Genomic DNA, 25,118 nt, shown 5'->3' with positions numbered 1-25,118 from the left:
ACGACGCGAGGCGCCCCGGTGGGGGACGATCAGACGCGGTGCAGGCGGCGTGCCGCCTCGGCGATCGACCCGCTCATCGAGGGGTAGACGGTGAAGGCGTGGGCCAGCTGGTCGGCCGTCAGCCGCTGCGAGACCGCGATCGAGACCGGGTGGATCAGCTCGCTGGCCCGCGGTCCGACGACGACGCCGCCGACCACGATGCCGGTGCCGGGACGGCACATCAGCTTCACGAACCCGTCCTGGACGTTCTGCATCTTCGCCCGCGCGTTGCCGTCCAGCGGAAGCATCACGACGTCGGCCACGATGTCGCCGGCGTCGACGGCCTGCTGCGAGCAGCCGACGGTCGCGATCTCGGGAGCGGTGAAGACGTTGGAGGAGACCTGCTTCAGGTCCAGCGGCTGCACGGCGTCACCGAGGAAGTGCCACATCGCGATCCGGCCCTGCATGGCGGCAACCGAGGCCAGCATCAGGACACCGGTGCAGTCGCCGGCGGCGTACACGCCCCGGGCGGTCGTGCGCGAGACGCGGTCGACGGTGACGAACCCGCCGTCGCCCAGCTCGACGCCGGACTCCTCCAGGCCGATGCCGCCGGTCTTCGGCACCGAGCCGAGGGCCAGGATGCAGTGCGAGGCCTGGACGCTGCGGCCGTCGGTCAGGCGGACGGTGACCACGTCGCCGTCGCGGGTGACCGACTCCATCCGCGACTTCGACAGCACCGTCATCCCGCGTCGGGTGAGGACCTCCTCGAGGACCTCGGCGGCGTCGGCGTCCTCCCCGGGCAGCACCCGGTCGCGGGAGGACACCAGCGTGACGGGCACGCCGAGGGCGAGGTAGGCGCTGGCGAACTCGGCGCCGGTGACGCCCGAGCCGACCACGACCAGCTCGGTCGGCAGCTCGGTGAGGTCGTAGACCTGCTCCCAGGTGAGGATCCGCTCGCCGTCGGGCTCGGCGCTGGACAGCGTCCGGGGCGCAGCGCCCGTGGCGACGAGGATCGCGTCGGCCTCCAGCGTGTCGTCGCCGACCACGACCCGGCTGGGGCCGTCGAGGTGCCCGCGGCCGGTGACGACGCGGACGCCCTCCTTGTCGAGGCGGTGCGCGATGTCGGCCGACTGGTCGGCGGCCAGGCGCTTGACCCGGGCGTTGACCCGGGCGAGGTCCACGCTGATCCCGGTGGCGGCGTCGCCCTCGTGGTCGTGGAAGTTCACGCCCAGCTCGGCCGCGCCGTCCATCTCGCTCATCAGCTCGGAGGTGGCGATCAGGGTCTTGCTGGGCACGCAGTCGGTGACGACGGCCGAGCCGCCGAGCCCGTCGGAGTCGACGACGGTGACGTCGGCGCCGAGCTGGGCGGCGACCAGGGCCGCCTCGTAGCCGCCGGGTCCGCCGCCGAGGATGACGACCTTGTCGGTCATGGGTACGTCCGTCCGGGTCGCTGGTGCTCGGGTGGTCCTGGGTGCCTCAGAGGTTGATCATGTGGCCGGCGATCCCCTCGACGGCCTCCTTCATCGCCTCCGACAGGGTCGGGTGCGCGAAGACGTTGCGGGCGACCTCGTCGGCGGTGAGGTCCCACTTCTGGGCCAGGGTCAGCACCGGGAGGAGCTCGGTGACCTCGGGGCCGATCATGTGGGCGCCGATGATCTCGTGGTGCTCGGCGTCGGCGATGATCTTCACGAAGCCGACCCCCTCGGCCATGCCGCGGGCCTTGCCGTTGGCCGAGAACGGGAACTGGGCGACCTTGACGTCGTAGCCCTTCTCCTTCGCCTGCTCCTCGGAGTAGCCGAAGGAGGCGATCTGCGGCTGGCAGAACGTGGCGCGCGGGATCATGTCGAAGTCGATCTCGACGGTCTCGGCGCCGGCGATGGTCTCGGCGGCGATGACGCCCATCGCCTCGGCGGTGTGGGCCAGCATCAGCTTGCCGGTGACGTCGCCGATGGCCCAGACGTGGTCGACGTCGGTGCGCCCGCGGGCGTCGACGGCGATCGCGCCGCGCTCGGTGACCGTGACGCCGGTGTTGTCGAGGCCGTAGCCCTCCACGCGGGGCGCGAAGCCGATGGCCTGCATGACCTTGTCGGTCTCGAGGGTCTGCTGCTGGCCGTCCTGGGACACGACGACCTTGACCTTGTCGCCGGAGTCGTCGATCGACTCGACCTTGGTCTTGAGCATCACGGTCACGCCGAGCTTCTTGTACTGCTTGAGCAGCTCCTTGGACACGTCCGGGTCCTCGGTGGGCACCATCCGGTCGAGGAACTCCACGATGGTGACGTCGACGCCGAAGTTGGTCAGCACGTAGGCGAACTCGACGCCGATGGCGCCGGAGCCGGCGATCACGATCGAGCCGGGCAGCTCCTCGGTGAGGATCTGCTCCTCGTAGGTGACCACGCGCTCGGACAGCGAGGTGCCGGGCACCAGGCGGGTCTGTGCCCCGGTGGCGATGACCAGGTCGTCACAGGTGTAGGTCGTCGCGTTGCCGTCGGCGTCCTTGACCTCGATGCCCTGCTTGCCGTCGACCGCGCCGGTCAGCGTGCCCCAGCCGTGGATCTCCTGGATCTTGTTCTTCTTCATCAGGTAGTGTACGCCCTTGGCGCTGTTCTCGGCCACGCCCCGGCTGCGCTGGTGGGTGATGGCGAAGTCCATCGTCGCCTCGCCCGAGATCCCGAAGGTCTTCTTCTCCTTCGTGATGATGTGGGCGATCTCGGCGTTGCGCAGCAGCGCCTTGGAGGGGATGCAGCCGACGTTGAGGCACACCCCGCCCCAGTACTTCTCCTCGACCACCGCGGCGGTCTTGCCGAGTTGCGCGGCGCGGATCGCGGCGACGTAGCCACCGGGGCCGGCACCGAGCACGAGGACGTCGAAGTGGGTCTGCTGATCGCTCACGGGCCCAGCCTATCCACCGCCGCGGCCGGGCCGGTCCTCGGCGGGGGCGCCGATCGCTAGCCTCGGGGGCGTGACCCTCTACGCGGCCTACGGCACGAACCTGGACCCGGCCCGGATGGGCCAGCACGCCCCCCACTCCATCCTGCGCACCACCGGGTGGCTCCAGGGCTGGCGACTCACCTTCGGCGGGGAGGAGCACGGCTGGGACGGCTCGCTGGCCACGGTGGTCCAGGACCCCTTCGAGCAGGTCTTCGTCGCCGTCTACGACGTCACCCGCGACGACGAGGCCAACCTCGACGGCTGGGAGGGCGCCGACCAGGGGCTGTACCGCAAGACCCGGGTCCGGGTGGCCACGCTGACCGGCGAGGAGGTCGCCTGGGCCTACGTCCTGGACGCCTTCGAGGGCGGTCTGCCCTCGGCGTCGTACCTCGGGGTGATCGCCGAGGCCGCCCAGGCCGCCTCCGCCCCCGACGACTACGTCGCCGCCCTCCGCCTGCGCCCCTGCCGCTCGCTGGGCGAGTAGGGCCGCCGGCGTACCGCGAAGTCCCCGGTCGGCCGGGGACTTCCGAACTTGTCGGCCTTTGCAAAGCCCGACAAGTTCGAAACCTGCCCGTCAACCCCGGCCTGCCGGGGGCCGCTCAGACGCGGTCGAGCTCGTCGCGGATCCACCGCGCCGTCCGCTCGGGGTGCTCCAGGTCGGCCCAGTCGACCCGGAGGCAGCGCCATCCCGTGAGCCGGCAGACCAGCGCCTCGCGCTTCTTCTCGCGCAGCACCACGTCCACGACGTTCTCTCCCGGGCGGAGGAGCTTCTCGTACTTGACGCGCCCGTCCACCTCGAGGAAGACGCCGCGCTCGGCCCAGGCGAAGTCGACCCGCGCGCGGATGACGCCGTCGGCGTCCGCGATGTCGACCTGCGGTTCCGGTGCGGGCAGGTGCTGCTGCCAGGCCAGGAAGACGAACCGCGACTCCGCGACCGACTCGATGCGGTGGTCGGCCAGGCGGAGGACCAGGTCGGTGCGGAGCGTGCTGGGCCAGTGCTCCATGCCGTTCTCGTAGCGCTGCGCGAGCTGGTCCGCCGTCGTCAGTCCCCGGTGGAGCAGGTCGTTGACCTGGACCAGGGCGGGCTCGGTGCCGAGCATCGTCGTCAGCTCGAGAGCCGTACGGGTGGGACTCATCGTCGGCGTGCCCCTCACGGTCACGTCGTCCCCGGCCAGCAGCCGTCCCCGGTGCTGGCGGACGCCTGCCTCCGCCCGCCCGGTGCGACCGTCACGTCGGGTGAGGTGGACGTCGGTCCGGTCGAGCCCGTAGTCAGGTGTGCCGTGCAGGGTCGCCGCCGTGACGTGTGACAGCACCACGCTGGTCCGCGACGCAGCGACGACGGCACGCGCCGTGACCTCGTGGCGCCCCGCCGCGTCCAGCCCCGCCCATGCACGACCATCCACGTAGGCGCCGTAGCGCGGCCGGGCGAGCTCGCCGCGTCGTACGGCCTGGACCAGCATGTGGTCGGTCCACCCGGCCGCCACGAGGTCGCGGCGCAGGCTCACGGCGGTGAGGCGGGGGTCGTCGGGGCTGCCCTGGGTCATGTCGAGACCCTCGTCCGAGACCGACCGCGGCGCCACCACGCGCGGGCCAGCCTGTGGATAACCCGCACGGCGCACGCCGTCGACCCGGACTTGACGGGCAAGTTGCGAACTTGTCGGCCTTTGCAAAGCCGGACATGTTCGGAAGTCCCCGGCCGACCGGGGACTTCCCGCTCGCCCCGCCCCGGGGATTCCCGGCCGCGAGCGCGCGCTCGCTACAGTCCCCGCCGTGACCCAGCACACCCAGCAGCCCCAGCCCCAGCACCCCGACGCCCCGCTCGACCACGCCGCCCGCGCCGCGGAGGCGGCCGCGGAGCTGGCCCGGCTCACCGGGGTGGAGCAGCACGACGTCGCGCTGGTCCTCGGGTCCGGGTGGCTGCCGGCGGTCGACGCGCTGGGCGAGACGGTGGCCGAGGTCGACGTCACCGACCTGCCGTACTTCACCGGCGCCGCGGTGGCCGGACACTCCGGCAAGGTCCGCTCGGTACGCAGCGGCGACCAGCGGCTGCTGGTCTTCCTCAGCCGGACCCACTACTACGAGGGCCGCGGCGTCGCCGCCGTCGTCCACGGCGTCCGTACGGCGGCCGCGGCCGGCTGCCGCGCGATCGTGCTGACCAACGGCTGCGGCGGCCTGCGCGAGGAGTGGGCGCCCGGCACCCCGGTGCTGATCAGCGACCACCTGAACCTGACCGCGGTCTCCCCGCTCGAGGGCGCCACCTTCGTCGACCTCACCGACCTCTACTCCCCCCGCCTGCGCGCGATGTGCCAGGAGGTCGAGCCGGGCCTCGACGAGGGCGTCTACGCCCAGTTCCCCGGCCCGCACTACGAGACCCCCGCCGAGGTACGCATGGCGCGCACCCTCGGCGCCGACCTCGTCGGGATGTCGACCACCCTCGAGGCGATCGCCGCCCGCGCCGCCGGTCTCGAGGTGTTGGGCCTCAGCCTGGTCACCAACGCCGCCGCCGGCATCACCGGGCAGCCGCTCGACCACGCCGAGGTGCTCGAGGCCGGGCGCGCCGCCGCGACCCGGATGGGCGACCTGCTCTCGCGGGTGGTCCCGCGCATCTGAGCCCGCCTGGTTTCCTGGGGGCATGTCCCTCTCCCAGCGCACGCTCGGCACCACCTCCCCGCTGACCGTCTCCACCCTCGGCCTCGGCTGCATGGGGATGTCGGAGTTCTACGGCGCCACCGACGACGCGAGCGCGACCGAGACGATCCGGCGCGCGCTCGACCTCGGCGTCACCTTCCTCGACACCGCCGACATGTACGGCCCCTTCACCAACGAGCAGCTCGTCGGCCGGGCCATCGCCGGGCGCCGCGACGAGGTCCAGCTGGCCACCAAGTTCGGCAACGAGCGGCTCGCCGACGGCACCCGCCTGGGCATCAACGGCCGCCCCGAGTACGTCCGCAGCGCCTGCGACGCCTCGCTGCAGCGCCTCGGGGTCGACCACCTCGACCTCTACTACCAGCACCGGGTCGACCCGGACGTCTCGATCGAGGAGACCGTCGGCGCCATGGGCGAGCTCGTCGCCGCCGGCAAGGTGCGCCACCTCGGGCTCTCGGAGGCCGCGCCCCGCACCATCCGCCGCGCCCACGAGACCCACCCGCTCACCGCGCTGCAGACCGAGTACTCGCTGTTCACCCGCGACCTCGAGGACGAGATCCTCCCCCTGCTGCGCGAGCTGGGCATCGGCCTGGTGCCGTACTCCCCCCTCGGCCGCGGCATCCTCACCGGCGCCATCACCGACGAGTCCGACCTCGACGAGTCCGACACCCGCCTCTCCGAGCGCTTCCCCCGCCTCAACGGCGAGGGCCTGCGCGCCAACCTCCGGCTGGTCGGCGAGGTGCGGACGATCGCCGAGCGCCTCGGCTGCACCCCCGGCCAGCTGGCCCTGGCCTGGGTGCTGGCCCAGGGCGACGACGTGGTGCCGATCCCGGGCACCCGCCGGGTCCGCTACCTGGAGGAGAACGCCGGCGCCGCCGACGTCGTCCTGTCCGCCGAGGACGTCCGCGCCCTCACCGACGCGGTGCCGCGCGACGCCGTCGTCGGTGACCGCTACTCCGACATGAGCTCGATCGACCGCTGAGGCCGGTACGCCCGGGCGACCCACCCTCCTAGGCACGTGACCCCGGTCACCTGCTCTGCCAGGGTGGCCGCCATGAGCGAGGACGAGACCGTGGACGAGGCCGGCACCGACGAGGAGGTGACCGAGCCCGACGCCGAGGAGATCGAGGCCGAGCGCCAGGAGCGTCTCGACCCGGAGAAGCGCCCGAACAACGCCGAGGTCGACAACACCCAGCGCGACTTCGACGAGGAGAAGGGCGAGTTCCTCGACGACAGCGACGAGTCCGACCTGACCGACGAGGAGCGCGCCGTCACCGCTGACGGCTGACCAGCCGCCGACGACCGGGCTCGTCGGCAAGGTCCAGCCGCGCCGCCAGCACCGGCCACGCCCGGCCCGCCGCCCGACTCACCGCCGGGTCCGGGTCGTCCCGCAGCGCCTCCAGCGCCCCGGCGTGCTCGACGTCCCCGGCCACCGCCAGCGCCCGGGCCGCCTGGGCCCGCACCCGCGGCAGGGGGTGCTGCGCCAAGGCGTACGCCCCCGGGCCCGCGCCCGCCACGTCGTGGCGCGCGACCACCCGCAGGCAGGTCTCCGCCGGCCGCCAGTGCTCGTCGGCCAGGCCCGCCACGACGTCCACCGACGCGGTGTCGGACCACACGTGCAGGAGACCGCGCGCGCCCCAGTGCCGCACCCAGTGGTCGCCCCAGCGGACGGGGTCACGGACCGGGTCGCCCTCGGCCCACGCGTGCCCCGTCAACCACGGCAGGAGCGCCAGGTGCTCCTCCCTCGGGGCCCCGCGGAGGAGCGCGCGGCAGCACCGCACCGCCTCGTCCACCCCGACCGGGGGCGGGAGACGGTGCACGGGGGCGGTCACCGGACCATCATCACCCCCGCCGCCGACTACGGTGCGGACCATGGCCACGCCCGACCCCGACCCCACTTCGACGGACCACGCCGTCGACCAGCTCCTCGCCCGCGCCCGCGCCTGGGCGGGCGCGGACCCCGACCCGGCGACCCGGGAGCAGCTGGAGCGGGAGGTCGACGCGGCCGGTGCCGGCGACGAGGCCGCCCTCACGGTCCTGACCGACCGGTTCGACGGCACCCTCGAGTTCGGGACCGCCGGCCTGCGCGGCGCGCTCGGGCCCGGCCCGAACCGGATGAACCGCGTCGTGGTCACCCGCGCCGCGGCCGGCCTCGCGACGTACCTCCTCGACGAGGGGCCGGCCGCCGGCTCCGGCCGCGGCCGGCTGCGGGTGGTCGTCGGGTACGACGCCCGCCACCTCTCGCTCGACTTCGCCCGTGACACCGCCGCGGTGATGGCCGGTGCCGGGATCGAGGCGATGGTGCTCCCCCGCGCCCTGCCGACCCCCGTCCTGGCCTACGCCGTGCGCGAGCTCGGCTGCGCGGCCGGGGTGATGGTGACCGCCAGCCACAACCCGCCCGAGGACAACGGCTACAAGGTCTACCTCGGCGACGGCAGCCAGATCGTCTCGCCCGCGGACACCGCGATCGCCGCCCGGATCACCGAGGTCGGCGCCCACGCCGACGTGCCTCGCAGCGACGCCTGGACGACCCTCGACGAGGGCCTGGTCGACCGCTACCTCGACACCGTCGCCGGACTGGCCGAGGACGGTCCCCGCGACCTCGCGATCGTCTACACGCCGCTGCACGGCGTCGGCGCGGACCCGGTGCTGCAGGTCCTCGAGACCGCCGGCTTCACCACGCCGAGCGTCGTGGCCTCCCAGGAGCAGCCCGACCCCGACTTCCCCACGGTCTCGTTCCCCAACCCCGAGGAGCCCGGGGCCATGGACGAGGCGCTCGCCCTGGCCCTGAGCACCGGCGCCGACCTCGTCGTGGCCAACGACCCCGACGCGGACCGCTGCGCCGCCGCGGTGCCCGGGGACACCGGGTGGCGGCTCCTGCGCGGCGACGAGATCGGCGCGCTGCTGGCCCACCACCTGATGCAGCGCGGCCGGCACGGCACCTGGGCCTGCTCGATCGTCTCCTCCAGCCTGCTCGCACGGATGGCCGAGGCCGCCGGTGAGCGGCACGCGCAGACCCTGACCGGCTTCAAGTGGATCTCCCGGGCCGAGGGCCTCGTCTTCGGCTACGAGGAGGCGCTGGGCTACTGCTGCGACCCCGAGCACGTCCGCGACAAGGACGGCGTCTCGGCGCTCCTGCTGCTCTGCGAGCTGGCCGCGCAGTGCAAGGCCGAGGGCCGCACCCTGCTGGACGTGCTCGACGACCTCGCGGCGGCGCACGGCCTGCACGCCACCGACCAGGTCTCGGTACGCGTGGCCGACCTCGCCCTGATCACCCGCGCGATGGCCACGCTCCGCCAGGAGCCCCCCGCCGCGCTCGGGGGCCTGGCCGTCGAGGGGGTCGACGACCTCGCCGAGGGCGGCGACGGCCTGCCGCCGACCGACGGGCTGCGCTACCGGCTGGCCGGCGGCGCCCGGGTCGTCGTGCGCCCCAGCGGAACCGAGCCGAAGGTCAAGGCCTACCTGGAGGTCGTGGTCCCCGTCGAGGCGGCCGCCGCCGGCGAGGACCGCACGTCCGCCGTCGCCGCCGCCCGGATCTCGGCCGCCACCCGGCTCGACGCGCTCGGGGCGGACCTCCGCCACCGCCTCGGCGGCTGACCGGCGCCCGACCGCTACCGCAGGACGAGGACGACGAGCGCCACGGCGCTGAGCGCCAGCGCCGCGATCTCCGGCCACGCCGGCTCCCGGCGTACGCCCGCGGCCAGCTCCCGCTGGGCGTCGGACCCGGGCCGCACCCGCGCCTCGAGGCGCGCGCGGTCGGTCAGCTCCAGCAGCCGGCCCTCGACGTAGCGGGGGTAGTCGACCCCGAGCGCCCGCTCGTGGCTGCGGCGGGCGACCTCGTCGCCCTCGGCCGGCGCACCGTCACCCCAGGAGCGCACCCCGACGAACGCCCCGATGCCGCCGCCCCCGCGGCCACCGCCGCCGGCCGAGCCGCGCACCAGCGCCTTGCGGCTGCGGCCCAGCGCGGGGCACACGTAGCGCCGCCCCCCGGCGGTGACCACCAGCACCTGGCGCACCGCGATCGCCTCCACGGCCGCCAGCGGGAGCCGGACCGTCTCCAGCATCGTGCGCAGCACCAGGTCGCCCTGGCCGACCCACACCCGGGGTCGGAGCACGGCGGCCCAGACGAGCACCCCGAGCAGCACCACCAGCGCGTACCCCCACGGTGCCAGGTCCGGACCCTGCCCCAGGACGTCGAGCACCACCACGCCCACCAGGACCGCGAGGGCCAGGAGCCCCACGGCCGGTCCGTTGGTCGGACGGAAGTCCTCCTCGCGGGCAGCCACGGGCAGCGGTCCTCTCGGGTCGTACGGGCGCGCACAGGTCTCGACGCGGGTGCGGACCCGCGGCGGCGCCAACCCTATGCTGGCCCCCATGGCAGCCCCCCCGACCGCCGCGACACCGTCGTCCGTGGCCCCCACCGACCCGCTGGGGGTGGCCGGCAGCGACGCCTCGCTGCGCCGCTTCCTGCACGGCCTCCCCGGCGTCGACCAGGTCGGCGTCGAGTCCCGCGCCGCCGGCCTCGCCACCCGCTCGATCAAGACGACCGCGAAGGCCTACGCCCTCGACCTGGCCGTCTCGATGGTCGACCTGACCACGCTCGAGGGTGCCGACACCCCCGGCAAGGTGCGGGCCCTGTCGGCCAAGGCCGTGCGCCCCGACCCGACGGACGCCTCGTGCCCCGCGGCCGCCGCGGTCTGCGTCTACCCCGACCTCGTCGCCACCGCCAAGCAGGCGCTCGGCTCCAGCGGGGTCAAGGTGGCCTCGGTCGCCACCGCCTTCCCGTCGGGCCGCGCCGCGCTCGACCTCAAGCTCGCCGACGTCGCGAACGCGGTGGCCGACGGCGCCGACGAGATCGACATGGTGATCGACCGCGGCGCGTTCCTGGTCGGCGACTACCGCCGCGTGCTGGACGAGATCGTCGCCGTCCGCGAGGTCTGCGCCCGCCCGGGCGGGCACGACGCCCACCTCAAGGTGATCCTCGAGACCGGCGAGCTGGCGACCTACGACAACGTCCGCCGCGCGAGCTGGCTGGCGATGACCGGCGGTGCCGACTTCATCAAGACCTCCACCGGCAAGGTCCAGCCCGCCGCGACCCTGCCGGTCACCCTGGTGATGCTGGAGGCCGTCCGCGACTTCCGCCGGGCGACCGGCCGGATGATCGGCGTGAAGCCCGCCGGCGGCATCCGCACGACGAAGGACGCGATCAAGTACCTCGTGACCGTCAACGAGGTCGCCGGACCCGACTGGCTCGACCCCGACTGGTTCCGCTTCGGGGCGTCCTCCCTGCTCAACGACCTCCTCCTGCAGCGGCAGAAGATGCGCACCGGCCACTACAGCGGCCCCGACCACGTGACCCTGGACTGAGAGCCGTGACTGAGATCCCCACCCCCGCGAGCCCGTTCGCCTACGCCCCCGCGCCCGAGTCGACCAGCGTGGTCGACCTGCGCACGTCGTACGGCCTGTTCGTCGACGGCGCCTTCGTCGACGGGCGCGGCGAGTCGTTCACGACCCTGAACCCGGCGACCGAGCAGCCCCTGGCCGAGGTCGCCGCGGCGGACGCCGCCGACGTCGACGCCGCAGTGAAGGCCGCCCGCCGCGCCCAGGAGCGCGTCTGGGGCCGGATGCCCGGCCGCGAGCGCGCCAAGTACCTCTTCCGGATCGCCCGGATCATCCAGGAGCGCAGCCGCGAGCTGGCGGTCCTGGAGACCCTCGACAACGGCAAGCCGATCAAGGAGTCGCGCGACGTCGACGTGCCGATGGTCGCCGCCTGGTTCTTCTACTACGCCGGCTGGGCCGACAAGCTCGAGCACGCCGGCTACGGCACCACCCCGGTCGGCGTCGCCGGTCAGGTCATCCCGTGGAACTTCCCGCTGATGATGCTGGCCTGGAAGGTCGCCCCGGCCCTGGCCTGCGGCAACACCGTGGTGCTGAAGCCGGCCGAGACCACGCCGCTGACCGCGCTGCTCTTCGCCGAGATCTGCCAGCAGGCCGACCTGCCCGCCGGGGTGGTCAACGTGCTCACCGGCGCCGGGGAGACCGGCCGTCTCGTGGTCGGCCACGACGACGTCGACAAGGTCGCCTTCACCGGTTCCACCGAGGTCGGCCGCCAGATCGCCCGCGCGGTCGCCGGCACCCGCAAGAAGGTGACCCTGGAGCTCGGCGGCAAGGCCGCCAACATCGTCTTCGACGACGCCGCCATCGACCAGGCCGTCGAGGGCACCGTCAACGGGATCTTCTTCAACCAGGGCCACGTCTGCTGCGCCGGCAGCCGGCTGCTGGTGCAGGAGTCGATCGCCGAGGAGGTCCTCGACCGGCTCCGGGCCCGGATGTCGACGCTGCGCGTCGGCGACCCGCTGGACAAGAACACCGACGTGGGCGCGATCAACTCCCGCGAGCAGCTGGACCGGATCACCGAGCTCGCCGCCGTCGGCGAGGAGGAGGGCGCCGGCCGCTGGGCGCCGGACTGCGCGCTGCCGTCCACCGGCTACTGGTTCCGTCCGACGATCTTCACCGGCGTCACCCAGGCCCACCGGATCGCCCGCGAGGAGGTCTTCGGCCCGGTCCTGTCGGTGCTCACCTTCCGCACGCCCGCCGAGGCCGTCGAGAAGGCCAACAACACGCCGTACGGCCTCTCCGCCGGGGTGTGGACCGAGAAGGGCTCGCGCATCCTGTGGATGGCCGAGCGGCTGCGGGCCGGCGTGGTCTGGGCCAACACGTTCAACAAGTTCGACCCGACCTCGCCGTTCGGCGGGTACCAGGAGTCCGGCTACGGCCGCGAGGGCGGGCGCCACGGGCTGGCGGCCTACCTGCAGGAGGAGAACCGATGAGCCGCGACCGGACCCGCCGCGACGCCGACCGCATCGACGTGCGCAAGACCTACAAGCTCTACGTCGGGGGCGCGTTCCCCCGCTCGGAGTCCGCGCGCTCCTACGAGGTGACCGATGCCAGGGGCGGGTTCCTGGCCAACGCCTCGCTGGCCTCGCGCAAGGACGGCCGCGACGCCGTCGTGGCCGCCCGCAAGGCCTTCGGCTCCTGGTCGACGCGCACGCCGTACAACCGCGGCCAGGTCGTCTACCGGATCGCCGAGGTGCTCGAGAGCCGCCGCGACCAGCTCGAGCGCGAGGTCCGCGAGGCCACCGGCGTCAACGCGGGCGGCGCCCGGGCCGAGGTCGACCAGGCCGTCGACCGCCTGGTCTGGTACGCCGGGTGGGCCGACAAGCTCGCCCAGGTCGTGGGCAACGCCAACCCCGTCGCCGGGCCGTACTTCAACCTCTCCAGCCCGGAGCCGACCGGCGTGGTGGCCGTGATGGCGCCGGCCTCGCCGCTGCTCGGCCTGGTCAGCGTGGTCGCGCCCGTGATCACGACCGGCAACACGTGCGTCGTCGTCGCCAGCCAGCCGCACCCGCTGCCGGCGATCACCCTGGCCGAGGTGATGGCCACCGCCGACCTGCCCGGCGGCGTGGTCAACGTGCTGACCGGCCACCAGGGCGAGATCGCGCCCTGGCTGGCCTCCCACCTCGACGTGGACGGCCTCGACCTGACCGGCGTCGACGACGCCGACCTGGCCCGGGACCTCGAGGTCGCCGCGGCCGACAACCTCAAGCGCGTACGCCGCCCCGGCCCCGAGGACCTGGCCGCCGACCCGCGCCTGGACCGGATGACGCGCTTCGTGGAGACCAAGACGGTCTGGCACCCGGTCGGCACCTGACCGTGCCCTCCTCCCCCGCCCGCGTGGTCGTGCTGGCCGGCCCGTCCGGGGCCGGCAAGTCGCGCCTGGCCGAGCGCAGCGGCCTGCCGGTGCTGCGCCTCGACGACTTCTACCGCTCGGCGGGCGACCCCGCGCTGCCCCTGATCACCGACGGCCCGAACGCCGGCCTGGTCGACTGGGACCACCCCGACTCGTGGCTCCCGGACGACGCCGTCGCGGCGATGGAGCGGTTGTGTGCCGACGGGCGGGCGGAGGCGCCAGTCTACGACATCGGGCTCAGCGCCCGGACCGGCAGCCACGTGCTGGAGCTCGCGGGATCGCCGCTGTTCGTCGCCGAGGGCATCTTCGCCGCCGACGTCGTCGCGGTCTGCCGCGAGCGGGGGCTGCTGGCGGCGGCGTTCTGCGTCACCCAGCGCCCGACGGTCACCTTCGCCCGACGGCTGCAGCGCGACCTGCGGGAGCGGCGCAAGCCGCCGTTGATGCTGGTGCGGCGCGGCCTGGCGCTGCGGCGCGACCAGCGCCGGGTGGTCGACCACGCGGTGGCCGCCGGCTGCGAGCCGCTGACCGGCGACCAGGGCCTGCGCCGCATCCGCGCGATGTCGTGATCCTGCCCGAGGACGACCCGGTGCCCGAGGACGACCCGGTGGTCGAGGACGACCCGGTGGTCGAGGAGCGAGCGCCAGCGAGCGTCACGAGACCCCTCGTGCAGCCCGACCAGCGCAGCTGCGGGGCCGCCTGCCTGGTGGTGGCCCGGGGGCTGGCCGAGCCGACGTACGGCCGCAGCCTGCGGGACCCGGGGCGCTGGCGCACGGAGGTGCTGCGGACCCACGCCGAGGTGACCGGGCTGCGCGACGGCGGCCGTCCCGGCCTGCCCTGGCCGCGGGCGCTGGGCACCCCGCCGTGGGCGGTGGCGCGGCGCCTGGGGCTGACCACCGGCCGGCGCTGGCGCACGGCACGCCCGGACCTCGCCAGGGTCGCCGAGGTGGTCCGGACGGGCCACCCCGTCGCGCTGTTCGTCGGGTCCCGGCTGCTCCCCCGCCACGTCCTGCTGGCCGTGGAGGACGGCCCGGACGGCCTCCGGGTCTACGACCCGGCGCGCGGCACCGTCCGCCCGCTGGCCGACGCGCTGCGCGTCGGCTGGCCGCGGCTGTGGTGCGCGGTGCTGCCGCGCTCGTAGCGCCCGGCCCGGATCAGCAGCCGAGGGCGGCGTACCCCGGCTTGATCACCTCGTCGATCAGCTCCAGCCGCTCGTCGAAGGGCAGGAACGCCGACTTCATCGCGTTGATCGTCACCCAGCGCAGGTCGGTCAGGTCCCAGCCGAACGCCTCGACCAGCGCGAGCATCTCGGCGCTCATCGAGGTGTCGCTCATCAGCCGGTTGTCGGTGTTGACGGTGACCCGGAACCGCAGGTCGCGCAGCAGGCCGATCGGGTGCTCGGCGATCGAGGCCGCGGCCCCGGTCTGCACATTGGAGGCCGGGCAGAGCTCGAGGGGGATGCGGGTGTCGCGGACGTACGCCGCGAGCCGCCCCAGGCGTACGGACCCGTCCTCACCGAGCTCGACGTCGTCGACGATCCGCACCCCGTGGCCGAGCCGGTCGGCCCCGCACCACTGGATCGCCTCCCAGATCGACGGCAGCCCGAAGGCCTCGCCGGCGTGGATGGTGAAGTGCGACGACTCCCGCTGCAGGTACTCGAAGGCGTCCAGGTGGCGGGTCGGGGGGAACCCGGCCTCGGCGCCGGCGATGTCGAAGCCGGCGACCCCGCGGTCGCGCCAGGCCACGGCGAGCTCGGCGATCTCCATCGAGCGGGCCTGGTGACGCATCGCGGTGAGCAGCTGGCGTACGACGATCCGACCGCCCTCGGCTGCGACCGCCCCGACGCCCTCGTCGAAGCCCTGCTGCACCGCGGCGACGACGTCGTCGAGCGAGAGGCCCTGCTCGACGTGCTGCTCGGGGGCGTAGCGGATCTCGGCGTAGACCACGCCGTCGGCGGCCAGGTCCTCGACGCACTCGCGCGCGACCCGGGCCAGCGCCTCGGGGGTCTGCATCACCGCGACGGTGTGCACGAACGTCTCGAGGTAGCGCTCCAGCGAGCCGGAGTCGGCCGACTCGCGGAACCACCGCCCGAGCGCGTCCGGGTCGGCCACCGCGTCCGGCACGGGCAGCTCGTGCCCGATCTCCGCGGCCAGCGCGGCGACCGTGGCGGGCCGCAGCCCGCCGTCGAGGTGGTCGTGCAGGAGCACCTTGGGGACCCGGCGCACCTGGTCAGGGGTGGGGACGTCGGGCGTGGTTTCGATAGGTTCGGCGGAGAGGGCGGTCACACTCTCATCCAACCACCGGGCACCGTCCCGGTCGGCCGCCGGGGAGGACCCACACATGCGCACGTTCACGTCGTTCGACGAGGTCACCGCCGCTGCCGGCGAGGAGCTGGGCACCAGCGACTGGATCACGATCGAGCAGGACAGGGTCGACCAGTTCGCCGAGGCCACCGGCGACCACCAGTGGATCCACGTCGACGCCGAGCGCGCCGCCGAGGGGCCGTTCGGCGGCACCATCGCCCACGGCTACCTCACCCTGTCGCTGGTGCCGTGGCTCGGCAGCCAGGTCTTCTCCTTCGACACCCCGGGCGCCAAGCTCAACTACGGCGTCAACAAGGTCCGCTTCCCGAACCCCCTGCGGGTCGGCAAGCGGATCCGGATCCACTCCACCCTCGGCGAGGTCACCGACCTCCCCGCCGGCAAGCAGTGCACCGTCCGCAACACCATCGAGATCGAGGGCGAGGACAAGCCGGCCTGCGTCGCCGAGTCCGTGGTGCTGCTGCTCGAGGGCTGAGCTGGGGTGACCGGCTGGTGGCTGGTGCAGGGCCGGTCCGCGATCCGTGACCTCTGGGTCTCGCTCACGTGGCCGGACCAGCCGAAGTACGGGCCGTGGCTGCTGCCCGACGGCCGGGACATCGTCGACCTCGTCGCCACGGGTCAGCTCGACCAGCTCGGGTTCAGCATCTGGTACGCGCAGATGGAGGGCTGCCGTGCCCCGTTGCGTCGCAACGGCGTCCTTCACTGCGGCGGTCTGCAGGTCAAGGTCGTCTCGACACGGTTCGCCGAGGCGCTCCGCGACCTGGGGGTCACCGGCCTCAGCACCTACGAGGCGGACGTCGTGCTGCGGTCCGGGGAGTCGCTCCCGGGCTACGTCGGCCTCGTCGAGCCGACCGACCCGGCGGCGGAGGTGCACTCCTACCTTCCCGGCGGACCCAGCATGCCGCTGTGCGTCAGCGGCCGGGTGCTCCGAGGCTTGCGTGAACGCGGCGTGGACCTCTTCGACGTCGAGCCCGACCCACCCGGGGACCGGCTTCGCCGTGGCCGGGATAGTCCCTGACGAAATCGTCGTGGCCAAGCCCGATCCCCAGCGATTTCGTCAGGGACTATCGCCGCGGCCCGAGGGCTGAGCAGGTCGCTGCCTCACGTTGTTGTGGGTGAACGGCCCCTCAGCCCACACGAACGTGAGGCAGCGTCCGGAAGACCGGTCAGGGCAGCAGCGCGAGCTTCCCGCCGGGGTGGCCGGCCTGCAGGAGTCGGGCGGCGTCCAGCGCGTCCGCCAAGGGGTACGTGCGGGCGACCGGCACCACGAGGCGCCCGTCGCCGGCCTGCGCGAGCAGGTCGGCGCGGACGGCGTCGCGGAAGGTCTTGCTGGCTGGCATCGTGCCGCCGATGACGCGGATCCCGTCGGCCTCGGCGCGGTGCTGGGCGGCGATGGTGACGATCCGGTCCCGGTCGGCGACGAGCTCCAGGGAGGTCTCGACGGCTTCGTCGGTGCCCACGCAGTCCAGCGCCGCCACGACGCCGTCGGGGGCCAGGGCGCGCACGCGGTCAGCCAGCCCGGGGCCGTACGCCACCGGCACGCCACCGAAGCGCTCCACCTCGCCGGCGCGGGCCTCGGAGGCGGTGCCGACCACCCGGACCCCCAGCGCCGCGGCCTGCTGCAGCAGGCTGACCCCGACCGCGCCGGAGGCGCCGTGCGCGAGGACGGTCTCCCCCGCCGCGCAGCCGGTGACGTGGAGCATCTCGGCCGCCGTCGCGCCGGCCAGGAGCAGGTTGGCGGCCTCGGCCCAGCCCAGGCCGGCCGGCTTGGCCAGCACGTCGGCGGCCGCCACGGTGAGCGAGGTGGCCCAGCCGCCCTGCACCCGGAACGCCACGACCTCGTCGCCGACGGCGCCCCCGCCGGTGGCGATCTCGGTGTCCGGGCCGAGCGCGGTCAGCACGCCGGCGACCTCGTACCCGACGCCGCGCGGGAACTCCCCGCCGCGCGCCACGTGCTTGTGGTCGGCCGGGTTCACCCCGGCGGCGCGCACCTCGATCGTCACCTCGCCGGGACCGGGCGCGGGCACCTCGACCTCCTCGAACGACAGCACGTCGAGGTCGCCGGGACGGGTCGCGATCCACTGCATGGCCATGTCCGCCCCAACCGCACCTGCCCGGTCGGGCATTCCCCTGCGGCCCCGGATGGGGCAGGGTCGGTCCCATGACCTACCAGCTCGTCGTCATCTACCACCACCCCACCGACGCGGACGCCTTCGACCGCCACTACGCCGAGACCCACGCCCCGCTCGCGAGCACGCTGCCGGGCCTGCGGTCCTACACGACCGTCTCGCCCGACCCGGGCGCCGACGGCACGCGCGCCGAGCACCTGATCGCGACGCTCACCTTCGACGACGCCCAGGCCTTCCAGGCCGCGATGGGCAGCGAGGCCGGGCAGGCCGCCGTGGGCGACCTGGCGAACTTCGCCAGCGGCGGCGCGACGATCGTCAGCGGTGGGGTCACCACGATCGTCTGAGGCTCAGCGGGGCGGCGTCAGCCGATCCGGTCGATGACCAGCGGGCCGGGCTCGTACGCCGTCCCGGCCGGCGCGACGTCGTACCCGCCCTCGAGCGCGGCCAGCGCCCGGTCGAAGCGGGCCGGCTCGTCGGTCAGCAGCGTCATCAGCGGCTGGCCGGCCCGCACGGCGTCCCCCGGGCGGGCGTGCCAGCGCACGCCGGCCCCGGCCTGCACCGGGTCCTCCTTGCGGGCACGGCCGGCGCCGAGGCGCCACGCGGCGGTCCCGACGGCCATCGCGTCCAGGCGGGTCAGGACGCCGTCGGCCGGGGCGGTCACCACGTGCGACTCGCGTGCCACCGGCAGCGCCGCGCCGGGGTCGCCGCCCTGGGCGCCGATCATCGCCCGCCAGGCGTCCATCGCGGACCCGTCGGCCAGCTTCGCGGCCGGGTCGACGTCGGGGCGCCCCGCGGCCGCGAGCATCTCGCGAGCCAGGGCGACGGTCAGCTCGACGACGTCGGCGGGGCCGCCTCCGGCGAGGACCTCGACGGACTCCTCGACCTCGATCGCGTTGCCGGCGGTCAGCCCGAGCGGGGTGCTCATCTCGGTCAGCAGCGCCACGGTGGTCACCCCGGCGTCGGTGCCGAGGGCGACCATGGTCTCCGCCAGCTCGCGAGCCCGCTCGGGGGTCTTCATGAACGCGCCGGTGCCCACCTTGACGTCGAGCACGAGCGAGCCGGTGCCCTCGGCGATCTTCTTGCTCATGATCGAGGAGGCGATCAGAGGGATCGCCTCGACGGTGCCGGTGACGTCGCGCAGGGCGTATAGCTTCTTGTCGGCGGGCGCGAGCCCGTCGCCGGCCGCGCAGATCACGGCGCCGACGTCCTCGAGCTGGCGCAGCATCGCCTCGTTGGACAGCGCGGCGCGCCAGCCGGAGACCGACTCGAGCTTGTCGAGCGTGCCGCCGGTGTGGCCGAGGCCCCGCCCGGACAGCTGGGGCACGGCCACGCCGCAGGCGGCGACCAGCGGCGCCAGCGGGAGGGTGATCTTGTCGCCCACGCCGCCGGTGGAGTGCTTGTCGGCGGTCGGTCGGGACAGGGAGGAGAAGTCCATCCGCTCGCCCGAGGCGATCATCGCCGCGGTCCAGCGGGCGATCTCCTCGCGCTCCATGCCGTTGAGCAGGATGGCCATCGCGAGCGCGGACATCTGCTCGTCGGCGACCACGCCGCGGGTGTAGGCGTCGACCACCCAGTCGACCTGGCTGTCGGACAGCCGACCTCCGTCGCGCTTGGCGGTGATGACCTCGACGGCGTCGTGCGGCTCGTGACTCACGCCGGGAACCTATCGTCGGCCCCGCCGCCGTCGCGCACCCGGACCTGCTCGTAGCCCCGGAGCACGAACGTGGGACGGCGTACGGGCTCCCCCGCCAGCGCGAGGCCGGGCAGCCGCGTCGCCAGCAGCGCCACCGACTCGGCCAGCTCCATCCGGGCCAGCGGCGCCCCGAGGCAGAAGTGGACGCCCGCACCGAAGGACACGTGCGGGTTGGGGTCGCGGGTGGGATCCATGACGTCGGCGTCGGCGAAGGCCGCCGGGTCCCGGTTGGCCGAGCCCAGCAGCAGGGCGACCGTGCCGCCCTGCGGCACGACGTGGCCGCCGGCGAGCTCGATCTCGGTGGTGGCGGTGCGCTCGAAGAGCTGGAGGGCGGCGTCGTGGCGCAGCATCTCCTCGACCGCCGTCGGGGCCGCGTCGGCGGCGACCGGCCAGAGACCGGCCCGCAGCAGGCCGACCAGGCCGTTGCCGAAGACGTTCACCGACGCCTCGTGGCCGGCGTTGAGCAGCAGCACCGCGGAGGCGACGACCTCGTCGGCGGAGAGCTCGGTGGCGACCAGGTCGCTGACCAGGTCGTCGGCCGGCTGCCGGCGCCGCAGGTCGGCCAGGTCGCGGACCAGCGCGGCGAAGTCGGCTGCGGCCGCCACCGCGGTGCTGACGACCGCCGGCGACGGCGCGGTCTCGTACATCCGCACGATGGCCTGCGACCACGCCCGCAGGTCGGGCGCGTGGGAGGCCGGCACGCCGAGGAGCTCGGCGATGACGAGCACGGGCAACGGCTCGGCGTACTCCCCCACGACGTCGAACCCCGCGTCCGTGGCGGCCGCACCGGCCACCTCGTCGAGCAGCCCGGCGGCGAGCTCGCGCACGCGAGGGCGCAGCCGCTCGACGTGCCCGCGGTTGAAGGCGGCCGCGACCGGGCGCCGCAGCCGGGTGTGGTCGGGCGGCTCGTTCTCCATCATCTGGTGACGGTGCAGCAGGTTGAACGGGGCCAGCGCGTCGGCCGGCTCCCGGTCGCGCCAGACCCGGCCCAGCCGACGGTCGCGCAGCGCGCGGCCGACCCCGGCGTGGTCGAGGACCAGCCAGCGCCCGGTGGGCTCGTGCCGCAGCACCGGCCCCTGCTCGCGCAGCGCGGCGAGGACGGGGTACGGGTCGGCGAGGAAGCCGGGGTCGGTGAGGTCAGCCGAGGTCGTCGGGACCGAACGCATCCGGCAGCACCTCGTCCATCCGCCTGACCCCCGAGACCGTCTGCAGCAGCAGGCCCGGCCCGCCGTTCTCCGACAGCAGCTGACGACAGCGCCCGCAGGGCATGATCACCGCGCCCTCGCCGTCCACGCACACGAAGTGCGTCAACCGACCCCCACCGCCCCGGTGCAGGTCGCTGACCAGCCCGCACTCGGCGCAGAGCGCCACGCCGTACGCCGCGTTCTCGACGTTGCAGCCCGAGACGACGCGGCCGTCGGCGACCAGCGCGGCGGCGCCGACCTGGTAGCCGGAGTACGGCGCGTAGGCGTGCGCCATGGCCTCGCGGGCCTCGGCGCGCAGGGCCTCCCAGTCGAAGTCCAGGGGCGTCCCGTCCTCGCTCATCCGGCACTCCCCTTGCGGTAGACCTGTCCGTCGGCCGCGGGCATCCGCAGCCGTTGGCTGGCGAAGGCGAGCACCAGCAGCGTGATGACGTACGGCGTCATCCGCGTGAAGTCGCCCGGCACCTGGTCGATGGACAGGTAGACCGCCCCGATCGCGGCACCGATCACGAAGACCACCGCCGCGGTGGTGAAGTTCGTGCGGCGCACCTGCCAGATCGCGAACGCGATCGCCAGGAGCGAGACGAGCAGCAGCAGCGCGCGCACCGAGGTGCCGCCCTGGCGCAGCCCGAGGGTCTCGGTGTAGCCGAACAGCCCGGAGCCCGCGAGCAGGCCGCCGGGACGCCAGTTGCCGAAGATCATCGCGGCGAGGCCGATGTAGCCGCGCCCGCCGGTCTGGCCCTCGCGGTAGTTGCTGGAGGCGACCATGGCCAGGAACCCGCCGGCCAGGCCGGCCAGCCCGCCGGAGATGAGCACGGCGATGAACTTGTAGCGCATCACCGCCACGCCCAGGGACTCCGCGGCCGCCGGGCTCTCGCCGCACGAGCGCAGGCGCAGCCCGAAGGCGGTGCGCCACAGCACGACGTACGACAGGACGACCAGGGCCAGGGAGATGAGCACCAGCACGGACAGGTTCGTGACGAGGGCGCGGGCGATCGCGGCGAGCTCGGAGACGAAGAACCAGTTGTTGTCCTCGACCTCGCCCAACCGGTCGCCCAGCGCCGGGAAGGAGATCGTCGGGACGTCGCCGATCTTCGGCGACTGGGTCGGACCACCGCCCTCGACGCCGCTGAAGGTCAGCGCGGCGAGGTACTGCACGGCGCCGAGCGCGATGATGTTGATCGCGACGCCGGAGATGATGTGGTCGACGCCGAACACGACGGTGGCCAGCGCGTGCACGAGGCCGCCGACCATGCCGAGGGCGATCGAGCCGGCCACGCCGATCCAGGGGCCGTAGGTGAACGCGAAGAACCCGGCCCCGAAGGTGCCGAGGATCATCATCCCCTCGAGGCCGATGTTGACCACGCCGGCCCGCTCGGCCCACAGCCCACCGAGGGCGGCGAGCATGATCGGCATCGTCGCGATCAGGGTGGCCCCGACCGTGCCGGCCGAGGTCAGGTCGTCGGCGCCGGTGACCCGCTCGAGGAGCGAGAGCAGGGCGATGAAGCCGACGATGCCGAGGATCCACCAGTAGGCCGGGCGCAGCCGGCGTTGGCTGCGCGAGGACGGCGCGGGCGCCGTGGCGACGGGGTCGGTCACGACGCTCATGCGCGGGCCTCCTGGTCCTGGGTCGGGGCGGGGTCGGCAGGACCTGCCGGGTCCGCCGGGCGCTCCGCCTTCGCCACGCGGCTCTGCTCGCGACGGGTGAGGAAGCGCCGGACGACCTCGTAGGAGATGACGACGGTCAGGACGATGACGCCCTGGGTGATGGCCACGATCTCCGGGGAGACGCCGACCAGGATCTGCAGCGGGTTGGACTGCTCCTCCAGGAAGGCGAACAGCAGCGCGGCCAGCGCGATCCCGACCGGGTTGTTGCGGCCCAGCAGCGCGATCGCGATGCCGGCGAAGCCCAGCCCGGACTGGAACGTCGAGCCGTAGCTGTACGCCTCGCCGAACAGGATCGGCAGGCCGACCAGGCCGGCCACGGCACCCGACAGCATCATCGTGATGATGGTCATCCGGCGCACGTTGATCCCGCTGGCCACGGCCGCGGTCGTCGACTGCCCGGTCGCGCGCAGGTCGAAGCCGAAGCGGGTGCGGCTCATCACGAACCAGTACGCCACCCCGGCCAGCACCGCGAGCACCACGAAGCCGTAGATCTCGGCCGTGGGTCCGCTGTCGGCGGCCGCCAGCGGGATGGGGCCGATCCGGCTGCCCTCGGGGATCTCCTTGGTGCCGATCGTGTTGCTGCCCTCCTCGCGGACCGCGGCCTCACGCAGGAGGTAGGCCACGACGCTGGTGGAGATGAAGTTCAGCATGATCGTGGAGATGACCTCGCTGACGCCACGGGTCGCGCGCAGCACCCCGGCGATGCCGGCCCACAGGGCACCGACGGCCATCGCGCACACGATCGCGAGCGCGGTGTTCAGGTAGCCCGGCAGCCAGGCCTCGCCGGCCACGACCGCGCCGACGAACGCCGCGATCCGGTACTGCCCGTCGACGCCGATGTTGAACAGGTTCATCCGGAAGGCGACGGCGACCGCCAGGCCGGAGAGGTAGAGGACGCACGCCTGGTTGACGATGTTGGCCACGTTGCGGGTCTCGGGGACCTGGAGGATCTCGGACCACACCTCCCCGACCGGGTCGCCGGCGCTGATCAGCACCAGGCTGGTGATCACGAACGCCGCGACCAGGGCGAGCAGCGGCGCGAGGAGGCCCAGCAGGGCGCGCAGGACCCGGGTCATGCCGCGCTCCCGGCGCCGGTCATGGCCGAGCCGAGCTGCTCGGGCGTCACGTCGCTCGGGTCGAACTCGCCGACCAGCCGGCCGCGCAGGACGACCTCGATCCGGTCCGACAGCCCGATCAGCTCGTCGAGGTCGGCCGAGATCAGCAGCACCGAGAGCCCGTCGGCACGGGCCTCGCGGATGTGGTTCCAGATGGCGGCCTGGGCGCCGACGTCGACGCCCCGGGTCGGGTGGGCGGCGATCAGCAGGATCGGGTCGCCGCTCATCTCGCGGCCCACGATCAGCTTCTGCTGGTTGCCGCCGGACAGCGCACGGGCCGGGACGTCGGTGCCGGGCGTACGCACGTCGTAGGCGTCGATGATGCGCTGGGTGTCGGCGCGGGCCGCGCCGCGCTTGATCAGGCGGCCGGACGCGCTCGGCGGGCGGGACTGGTGGCCGAGCACGCGGTTCTCCCACAGCGGCGAGTCGAGCAGCAGCCCGTGCCGGTGGCGGTCCTCGGGGATGTAGCCGATCCCGGCCTCGCGGCGCCGCAGGGTCGACATCGGGGCGAGGTCCTGGTCGGTGAGCACGATCGAGCCGGTGGCACCGGGGCGCATGCCCATCACGGCCTCGACCAGCTCGGCCTGGCCGTTGCCCTCGACCCCGGCGATGCCGAGGATCTCGCCGCGGCGGATCTCGAAGGTGACGTCGTCGAGCAGGGCGCGGCCGGCCGCGTCGTGCAGGGTCAGCCCGGTCACGGCCAGCTGGACCCGGGTCGAGGTCGCCTTCTCCGAGATCCCCGGGGACGGCAGCTCGGAGCCGACCATGAGCTCGGCGAGCTGGCGGGAGGTGACGTCGGCGGGGACCACCGTACGGACGGTCGTGCCGCGCCGGATGACCGTGATCTCGTCGGCCACCGAGAGGACCTCGTCGAGCTTGTGGGAGATGAACAGGACGGCCAGGCCCTCCTTCTTCAGCTCGCGCAGGTTGCCGAAGAGCTCGTCGACCTCCTGCGGCACCAGGACGGCCGTCGGCTCGTCGAGGATGATCGTGCGCGCGCCGCGGAAGAGGACCTTGAGGATCTCGACGCGCTGGCGGGCACCGACGCCGAGGTCCTCGACCAGGGCGTCCGGGTCGACGCCGAGGCCGTAGGCGTCGGAGATGCGGCGCACCTCGGCGCGGGCCTTGCGGCCGATGCCGTGCTGCTTCTCGGCCCCGAGGACGACGTTCTCGAGCACGGTCAGGTTGTCGGCCAGCATGAAGTGCTGGAAGACCATCCCGACGCCGGCCTTGATCGCGTCGGCCGGGGAGGACAGCTTGACCTGCGACCCGCCGATCTCGATCGTGCCCGAGTCGGGCGGCTGGACGCCGTACAGGATCTTCATCAGCGTCGACTTGCCGGCGCCGTTCTCGCCGACCACGGCGTGGATGGTCCCGCGCCGCACGTCGATGTTGACGTCGTCGTTGGCGATCACCCCCGGGAAGCGCTTTCCGATGCCGCGCAGGCGCACCGCGAGCGGGGTGCTCGGGTCGCCGGGGGCGGTGCTGGACGTCTCGGTCACGACGGCGTGGACCTCCTGGGCCGGTGGGACGGGTGGTGCGGGTGGAGCAGCGGGCGGGTCGAGCGGTGCGAGGCTACGTCACCGCGGTGACGGCTCGTCCCGCCGGGACGCGGCACGGGGCCGCGGGCGCGAACGCCCGCGACCCCGGTCGCTGGTGAGTGGTGCTGCGTGGTGCCGACCGGTCC

At 73.9% G+C, this 25,118-nt stretch carries 26 protein-coding genes; 13 read left to right on the top strand and 13 right to left on the bottom strand.

The features are described 5' to 3' along the window. Window positions 1-29: 29 nt before the first annotated feature. On the bottom strand, window positions 30-1,409 hold the full coding sequence (locus tag GV155_RS04785; protein ID WP_160005747.1) for an NAD(P)H-quinone dehydrogenase: 1,380 nt from the start codon (window positions 1,407-1,409) through the stop codon (window positions 30-32). Between the two features lie 46 nt (window positions 1,410-1,455). Further along, window positions 1,456-2,871: a dihydrolipoyl dehydrogenase gene (gene lpdA, locus GV155_RS04780; RefSeq protein ID WP_160005745.1), complete on the bottom strand. Its 1,416-nt coding sequence runs from the start codon at window positions 2,869-2,871 to the stop codon at window positions 1,456-1,458. Window positions 2,872-2,941: 70 nt separating this feature from the next. Between lpdA and GV155_RS04775 the strand changes: the two genes are divergently transcribed. Further along, on the top strand, window positions 2,942-3,394 hold the full coding sequence (locus tag GV155_RS04775) for a gamma-glutamylcyclotransferase (RefSeq protein ID WP_160005743.1): 453 nt from the start codon (window positions 2,942-2,944) through the stop codon (window positions 3,392-3,394). A 115-nt stretch (window positions 3,395-3,509) separates the two neighbouring features. Here the strand turns inward: GV155_RS04775 and GV155_RS04770 are convergent, their stop codons facing one another. Next, complete coding sequence (locus GV155_RS04770; protein WP_160005741.1) at window positions 3,510-4,454, bottom strand: hypothetical protein; 945 nt, start codon at window positions 4,452-4,454, stop codon at window positions 3,510-3,512. 226 nt (window positions 4,455-4,680) lie between these two features. Between GV155_RS04770 and GV155_RS04765 the strand changes: the two genes are divergently transcribed. The 3 genes from GV155_RS04765 (at window position 4,681) to GV155_RS04755 (ending at window position 6,844) form a co-directional block, all read left to right on the top strand. Further along, window positions 4,681-5,520, top strand: coding sequence for a purine-nucleoside phosphorylase (locus tag GV155_RS04765; RefSeq protein WP_160005739.1), 840 nt, complete (start codon window positions 4,681-4,683; stop codon window positions 5,518-5,520). A gap of 22 nt (window positions 5,521-5,542) precedes the next feature. Next, the gene (locus tag GV155_RS04760) at window positions 5,543-6,538 is read left to right on the top strand and encodes an aldo/keto reductase (RefSeq protein WP_160005737.1); all 996 of its coding nucleotides are present in this window, start codon (window positions 5,543-5,545) and stop codon (window positions 6,536-6,538) included. Window positions 6,539-6,610: 72 nt separating this feature from the next. Continuing rightward, window positions 6,611-6,844, top strand: a complete 234-nt coding sequence (locus tag GV155_RS04755; RefSeq protein WP_160005735.1) for a hypothetical protein — start codon at window positions 6,611-6,613, stop codon at window positions 6,842-6,844. Here the strand turns inward: GV155_RS04755 and GV155_RS04750 are convergent. Then, window positions 6,828-7,388 (bottom strand): hypothetical protein, encoded by a 561-nt coding sequence (locus GV155_RS04750; protein WP_160005733.1) that lies wholly within the window; start codon window positions 7,386-7,388, stop codon window positions 6,828-6,830. The genes GV155_RS04755 and GV155_RS04750 overlap by 17 nt on opposite strands. Window positions 7,389-7,428: 40 nt before the next feature. Between GV155_RS04750 and GV155_RS04745 the strand changes: the two genes are divergently transcribed. Continuing rightward, window positions 7,429-9,153, top strand: coding sequence for a phospho-sugar mutase (locus GV155_RS04745; protein WP_160005731.1), 1,725 nt, complete (start codon window positions 7,429-7,431; stop codon window positions 9,151-9,153). A gap of 14 nt (window positions 9,154-9,167) precedes the next feature. Here the strand turns inward: GV155_RS04745 and GV155_RS04740 are convergent, their stop codons facing one another. Beyond that, a complete protein-coding gene (locus GV155_RS04740; protein WP_160005729.1) occupies window positions 9,168-9,842 on the bottom strand; it encodes a hypothetical protein in 675 nt (224 codons plus the stop codon). 88 nt (window positions 9,843-9,930) lie between these two features. Here GV155_RS04740 and deoC point away from each other — a divergent pair, with 88 nt between their 5' ends. From deoC to GV155_RS04715, 5 genes are read left to right on the top strand one after another with little or no spacing between them, the layout of a single operon-like run. Continuing rightward, entirely contained in the window at window positions 9,931-10,923 is a 993-nt protein-coding gene (gene deoC / locus GV155_RS04735) for a deoxyribose-phosphate aldolase (RefSeq protein ID WP_160005727.1), read from the top strand. Between the two features lie 5 nt (window positions 10,924-10,928). Then, window positions 10,929-12,386, top strand: a complete 1,458-nt coding sequence (locus GV155_RS04730) for an aldehyde dehydrogenase family protein (RefSeq protein ID WP_236553983.1) — start codon at window positions 10,929-10,931, stop codon at window positions 12,384-12,386. Continuing rightward, complete coding sequence (locus GV155_RS04725) at window positions 12,383-13,267, top strand: aldehyde dehydrogenase family protein (protein ID WP_160005725.1); 885 nt, start codon at window positions 12,383-12,385, stop codon at window positions 13,265-13,267. Before GV155_RS04730 ends, GV155_RS04725 begins: the two co-directional genes overlap by 4 nt. 2 nt (window positions 13,268-13,269) lie before the next feature. After that, entirely contained in the window at window positions 13,270-13,872 is a 603-nt protein-coding gene (locus GV155_RS04720; protein ID WP_160005723.1) for an ATP-binding protein, read from the top strand. Further along, on the top strand, window positions 13,869-14,444 hold the full coding sequence (locus tag GV155_RS04715; RefSeq protein WP_160005721.1) for a hypothetical protein: 576 nt from the start codon (window positions 13,869-13,871) through the stop codon (window positions 14,442-14,444). The genes GV155_RS04720 and GV155_RS04715 overlap by 4 nt, the downstream gene beginning before the upstream one ends. A 13-nt stretch (window positions 14,445-14,457) precedes the next feature. On the opposite strand, the gene GV155_RS04710 is transcribed toward GV155_RS04715, so the two are convergent. Then, a complete protein-coding gene (locus GV155_RS04710) occupies window positions 14,458-15,564 on the bottom strand; it encodes an adenosine deaminase (RefSeq protein ID WP_442938858.1) in 1,107 nt (368 codons plus the stop codon). 79 nt (window positions 15,565-15,643) lie between these two features. Between GV155_RS04710 and GV155_RS04705 the strand changes: the two genes are divergently transcribed. Continuing rightward, window positions 15,644-16,099, top strand: coding sequence for a MaoC family dehydratase (locus GV155_RS04705; protein WP_160005708.1), 456 nt, complete (start codon window positions 15,644-15,646; stop codon window positions 16,097-16,099). 6 nt (window positions 16,100-16,105) lie between these two features. Beyond that, window positions 16,106-16,642: a hypothetical protein gene (locus GV155_RS04700; RefSeq protein ID WP_160005706.1), complete on the top strand. Its 537-nt coding sequence runs from the start codon at window positions 16,106-16,108 to the stop codon at window positions 16,640-16,642. Between the two features lie 148 nt (window positions 16,643-16,790). Here GV155_RS04700 and GV155_RS04695 read toward each other — a convergent pair whose 3' ends face one another. After that, entirely contained in the window at window positions 16,791-17,717 is a 927-nt protein-coding gene (locus GV155_RS04695) for a quinone oxidoreductase family protein (protein ID WP_160005704.1), read from the bottom strand. A gap of 68 nt (window positions 17,718-17,785) precedes the next feature. Here GV155_RS04695 and GV155_RS04690 point away from each other — a divergent pair, with 68 nt between their 5' ends. Continuing rightward, on the top strand, window positions 17,786-18,097 hold the full coding sequence (locus GV155_RS04690; protein WP_160005702.1) for an EthD family reductase: 312 nt from the start codon (window positions 17,786-17,788) through the stop codon (window positions 18,095-18,097). Between the two features lie 17 nt (window positions 18,098-18,114). Here the strand turns inward: GV155_RS04690 and GV155_RS04685 are convergent, their stop codons facing one another. From GV155_RS04685 to GV155_RS04660, 6 genes are read right to left on the bottom strand one after another with little or no spacing between them, the layout of a single operon-like run. Beyond that, complete coding sequence (locus GV155_RS04685; protein ID WP_160005700.1) at window positions 18,115-19,407, bottom strand: thymidine phosphorylase; 1,293 nt, start codon at window positions 19,405-19,407, stop codon at window positions 18,115-18,117. After that, window positions 19,404-20,612, bottom strand: coding sequence for a cytochrome P450 (locus tag GV155_RS04680; RefSeq protein ID WP_160005698.1), 1,209 nt, complete (start codon window positions 20,610-20,612; stop codon window positions 19,404-19,406). The genes GV155_RS04685 and GV155_RS04680 overlap by 4 nt, the downstream gene beginning before the upstream one ends. Beyond that, entirely contained in the window at window positions 20,584-20,991 is a 408-nt protein-coding gene (locus GV155_RS04675; RefSeq protein WP_160005696.1) for a cytidine deaminase, read from the bottom strand. The genes GV155_RS04680 and GV155_RS04675 overlap by 29 nt, the downstream gene beginning before the upstream one ends. Continuing rightward, on the bottom strand, window positions 20,988-22,256 hold the full coding sequence (locus GV155_RS04670) for an ABC transporter permease (protein ID WP_160005694.1): 1,269 nt from the start codon (window positions 22,254-22,256) through the stop codon (window positions 20,988-20,990). The genes GV155_RS04675 and GV155_RS04670 overlap by 4 nt, the downstream gene beginning before the upstream one ends. Further along, complete coding sequence (locus GV155_RS04665; RefSeq protein WP_160005692.1) at window positions 22,253-23,392, bottom strand: ABC transporter permease; 1,140 nt, start codon at window positions 23,390-23,392, stop codon at window positions 22,253-22,255. The genes GV155_RS04670 and GV155_RS04665 overlap by 4 nt, the downstream gene beginning before the upstream one ends. Then, window positions 23,389-24,933 (bottom strand): ABC transporter ATP-binding protein, encoded by a 1,545-nt coding sequence (locus GV155_RS04660; protein WP_160005690.1) that lies wholly within the window; start codon window positions 24,931-24,933, stop codon window positions 23,389-23,391. The genes GV155_RS04665 and GV155_RS04660 overlap by 4 nt, the downstream gene beginning before the upstream one ends. Between the last annotated feature and the right edge of the window lie 185 nt (window positions 24,934-25,118).

Origin of the sequence: Nocardioides sp. AX2bis, from assembly GCF_902506435.1 — a bacterium.
Taxonomy (GTDB): domain Bacteria; phylum Actinomycetota; class Actinomycetes; order Propionibacteriales; family Nocardioidaceae; genus Nocardioides.
The sequence above is the reverse complement of the archived record's forward strand: the minus strand, read 5'-3'. Positions and strand labels throughout refer to the sequence as shown.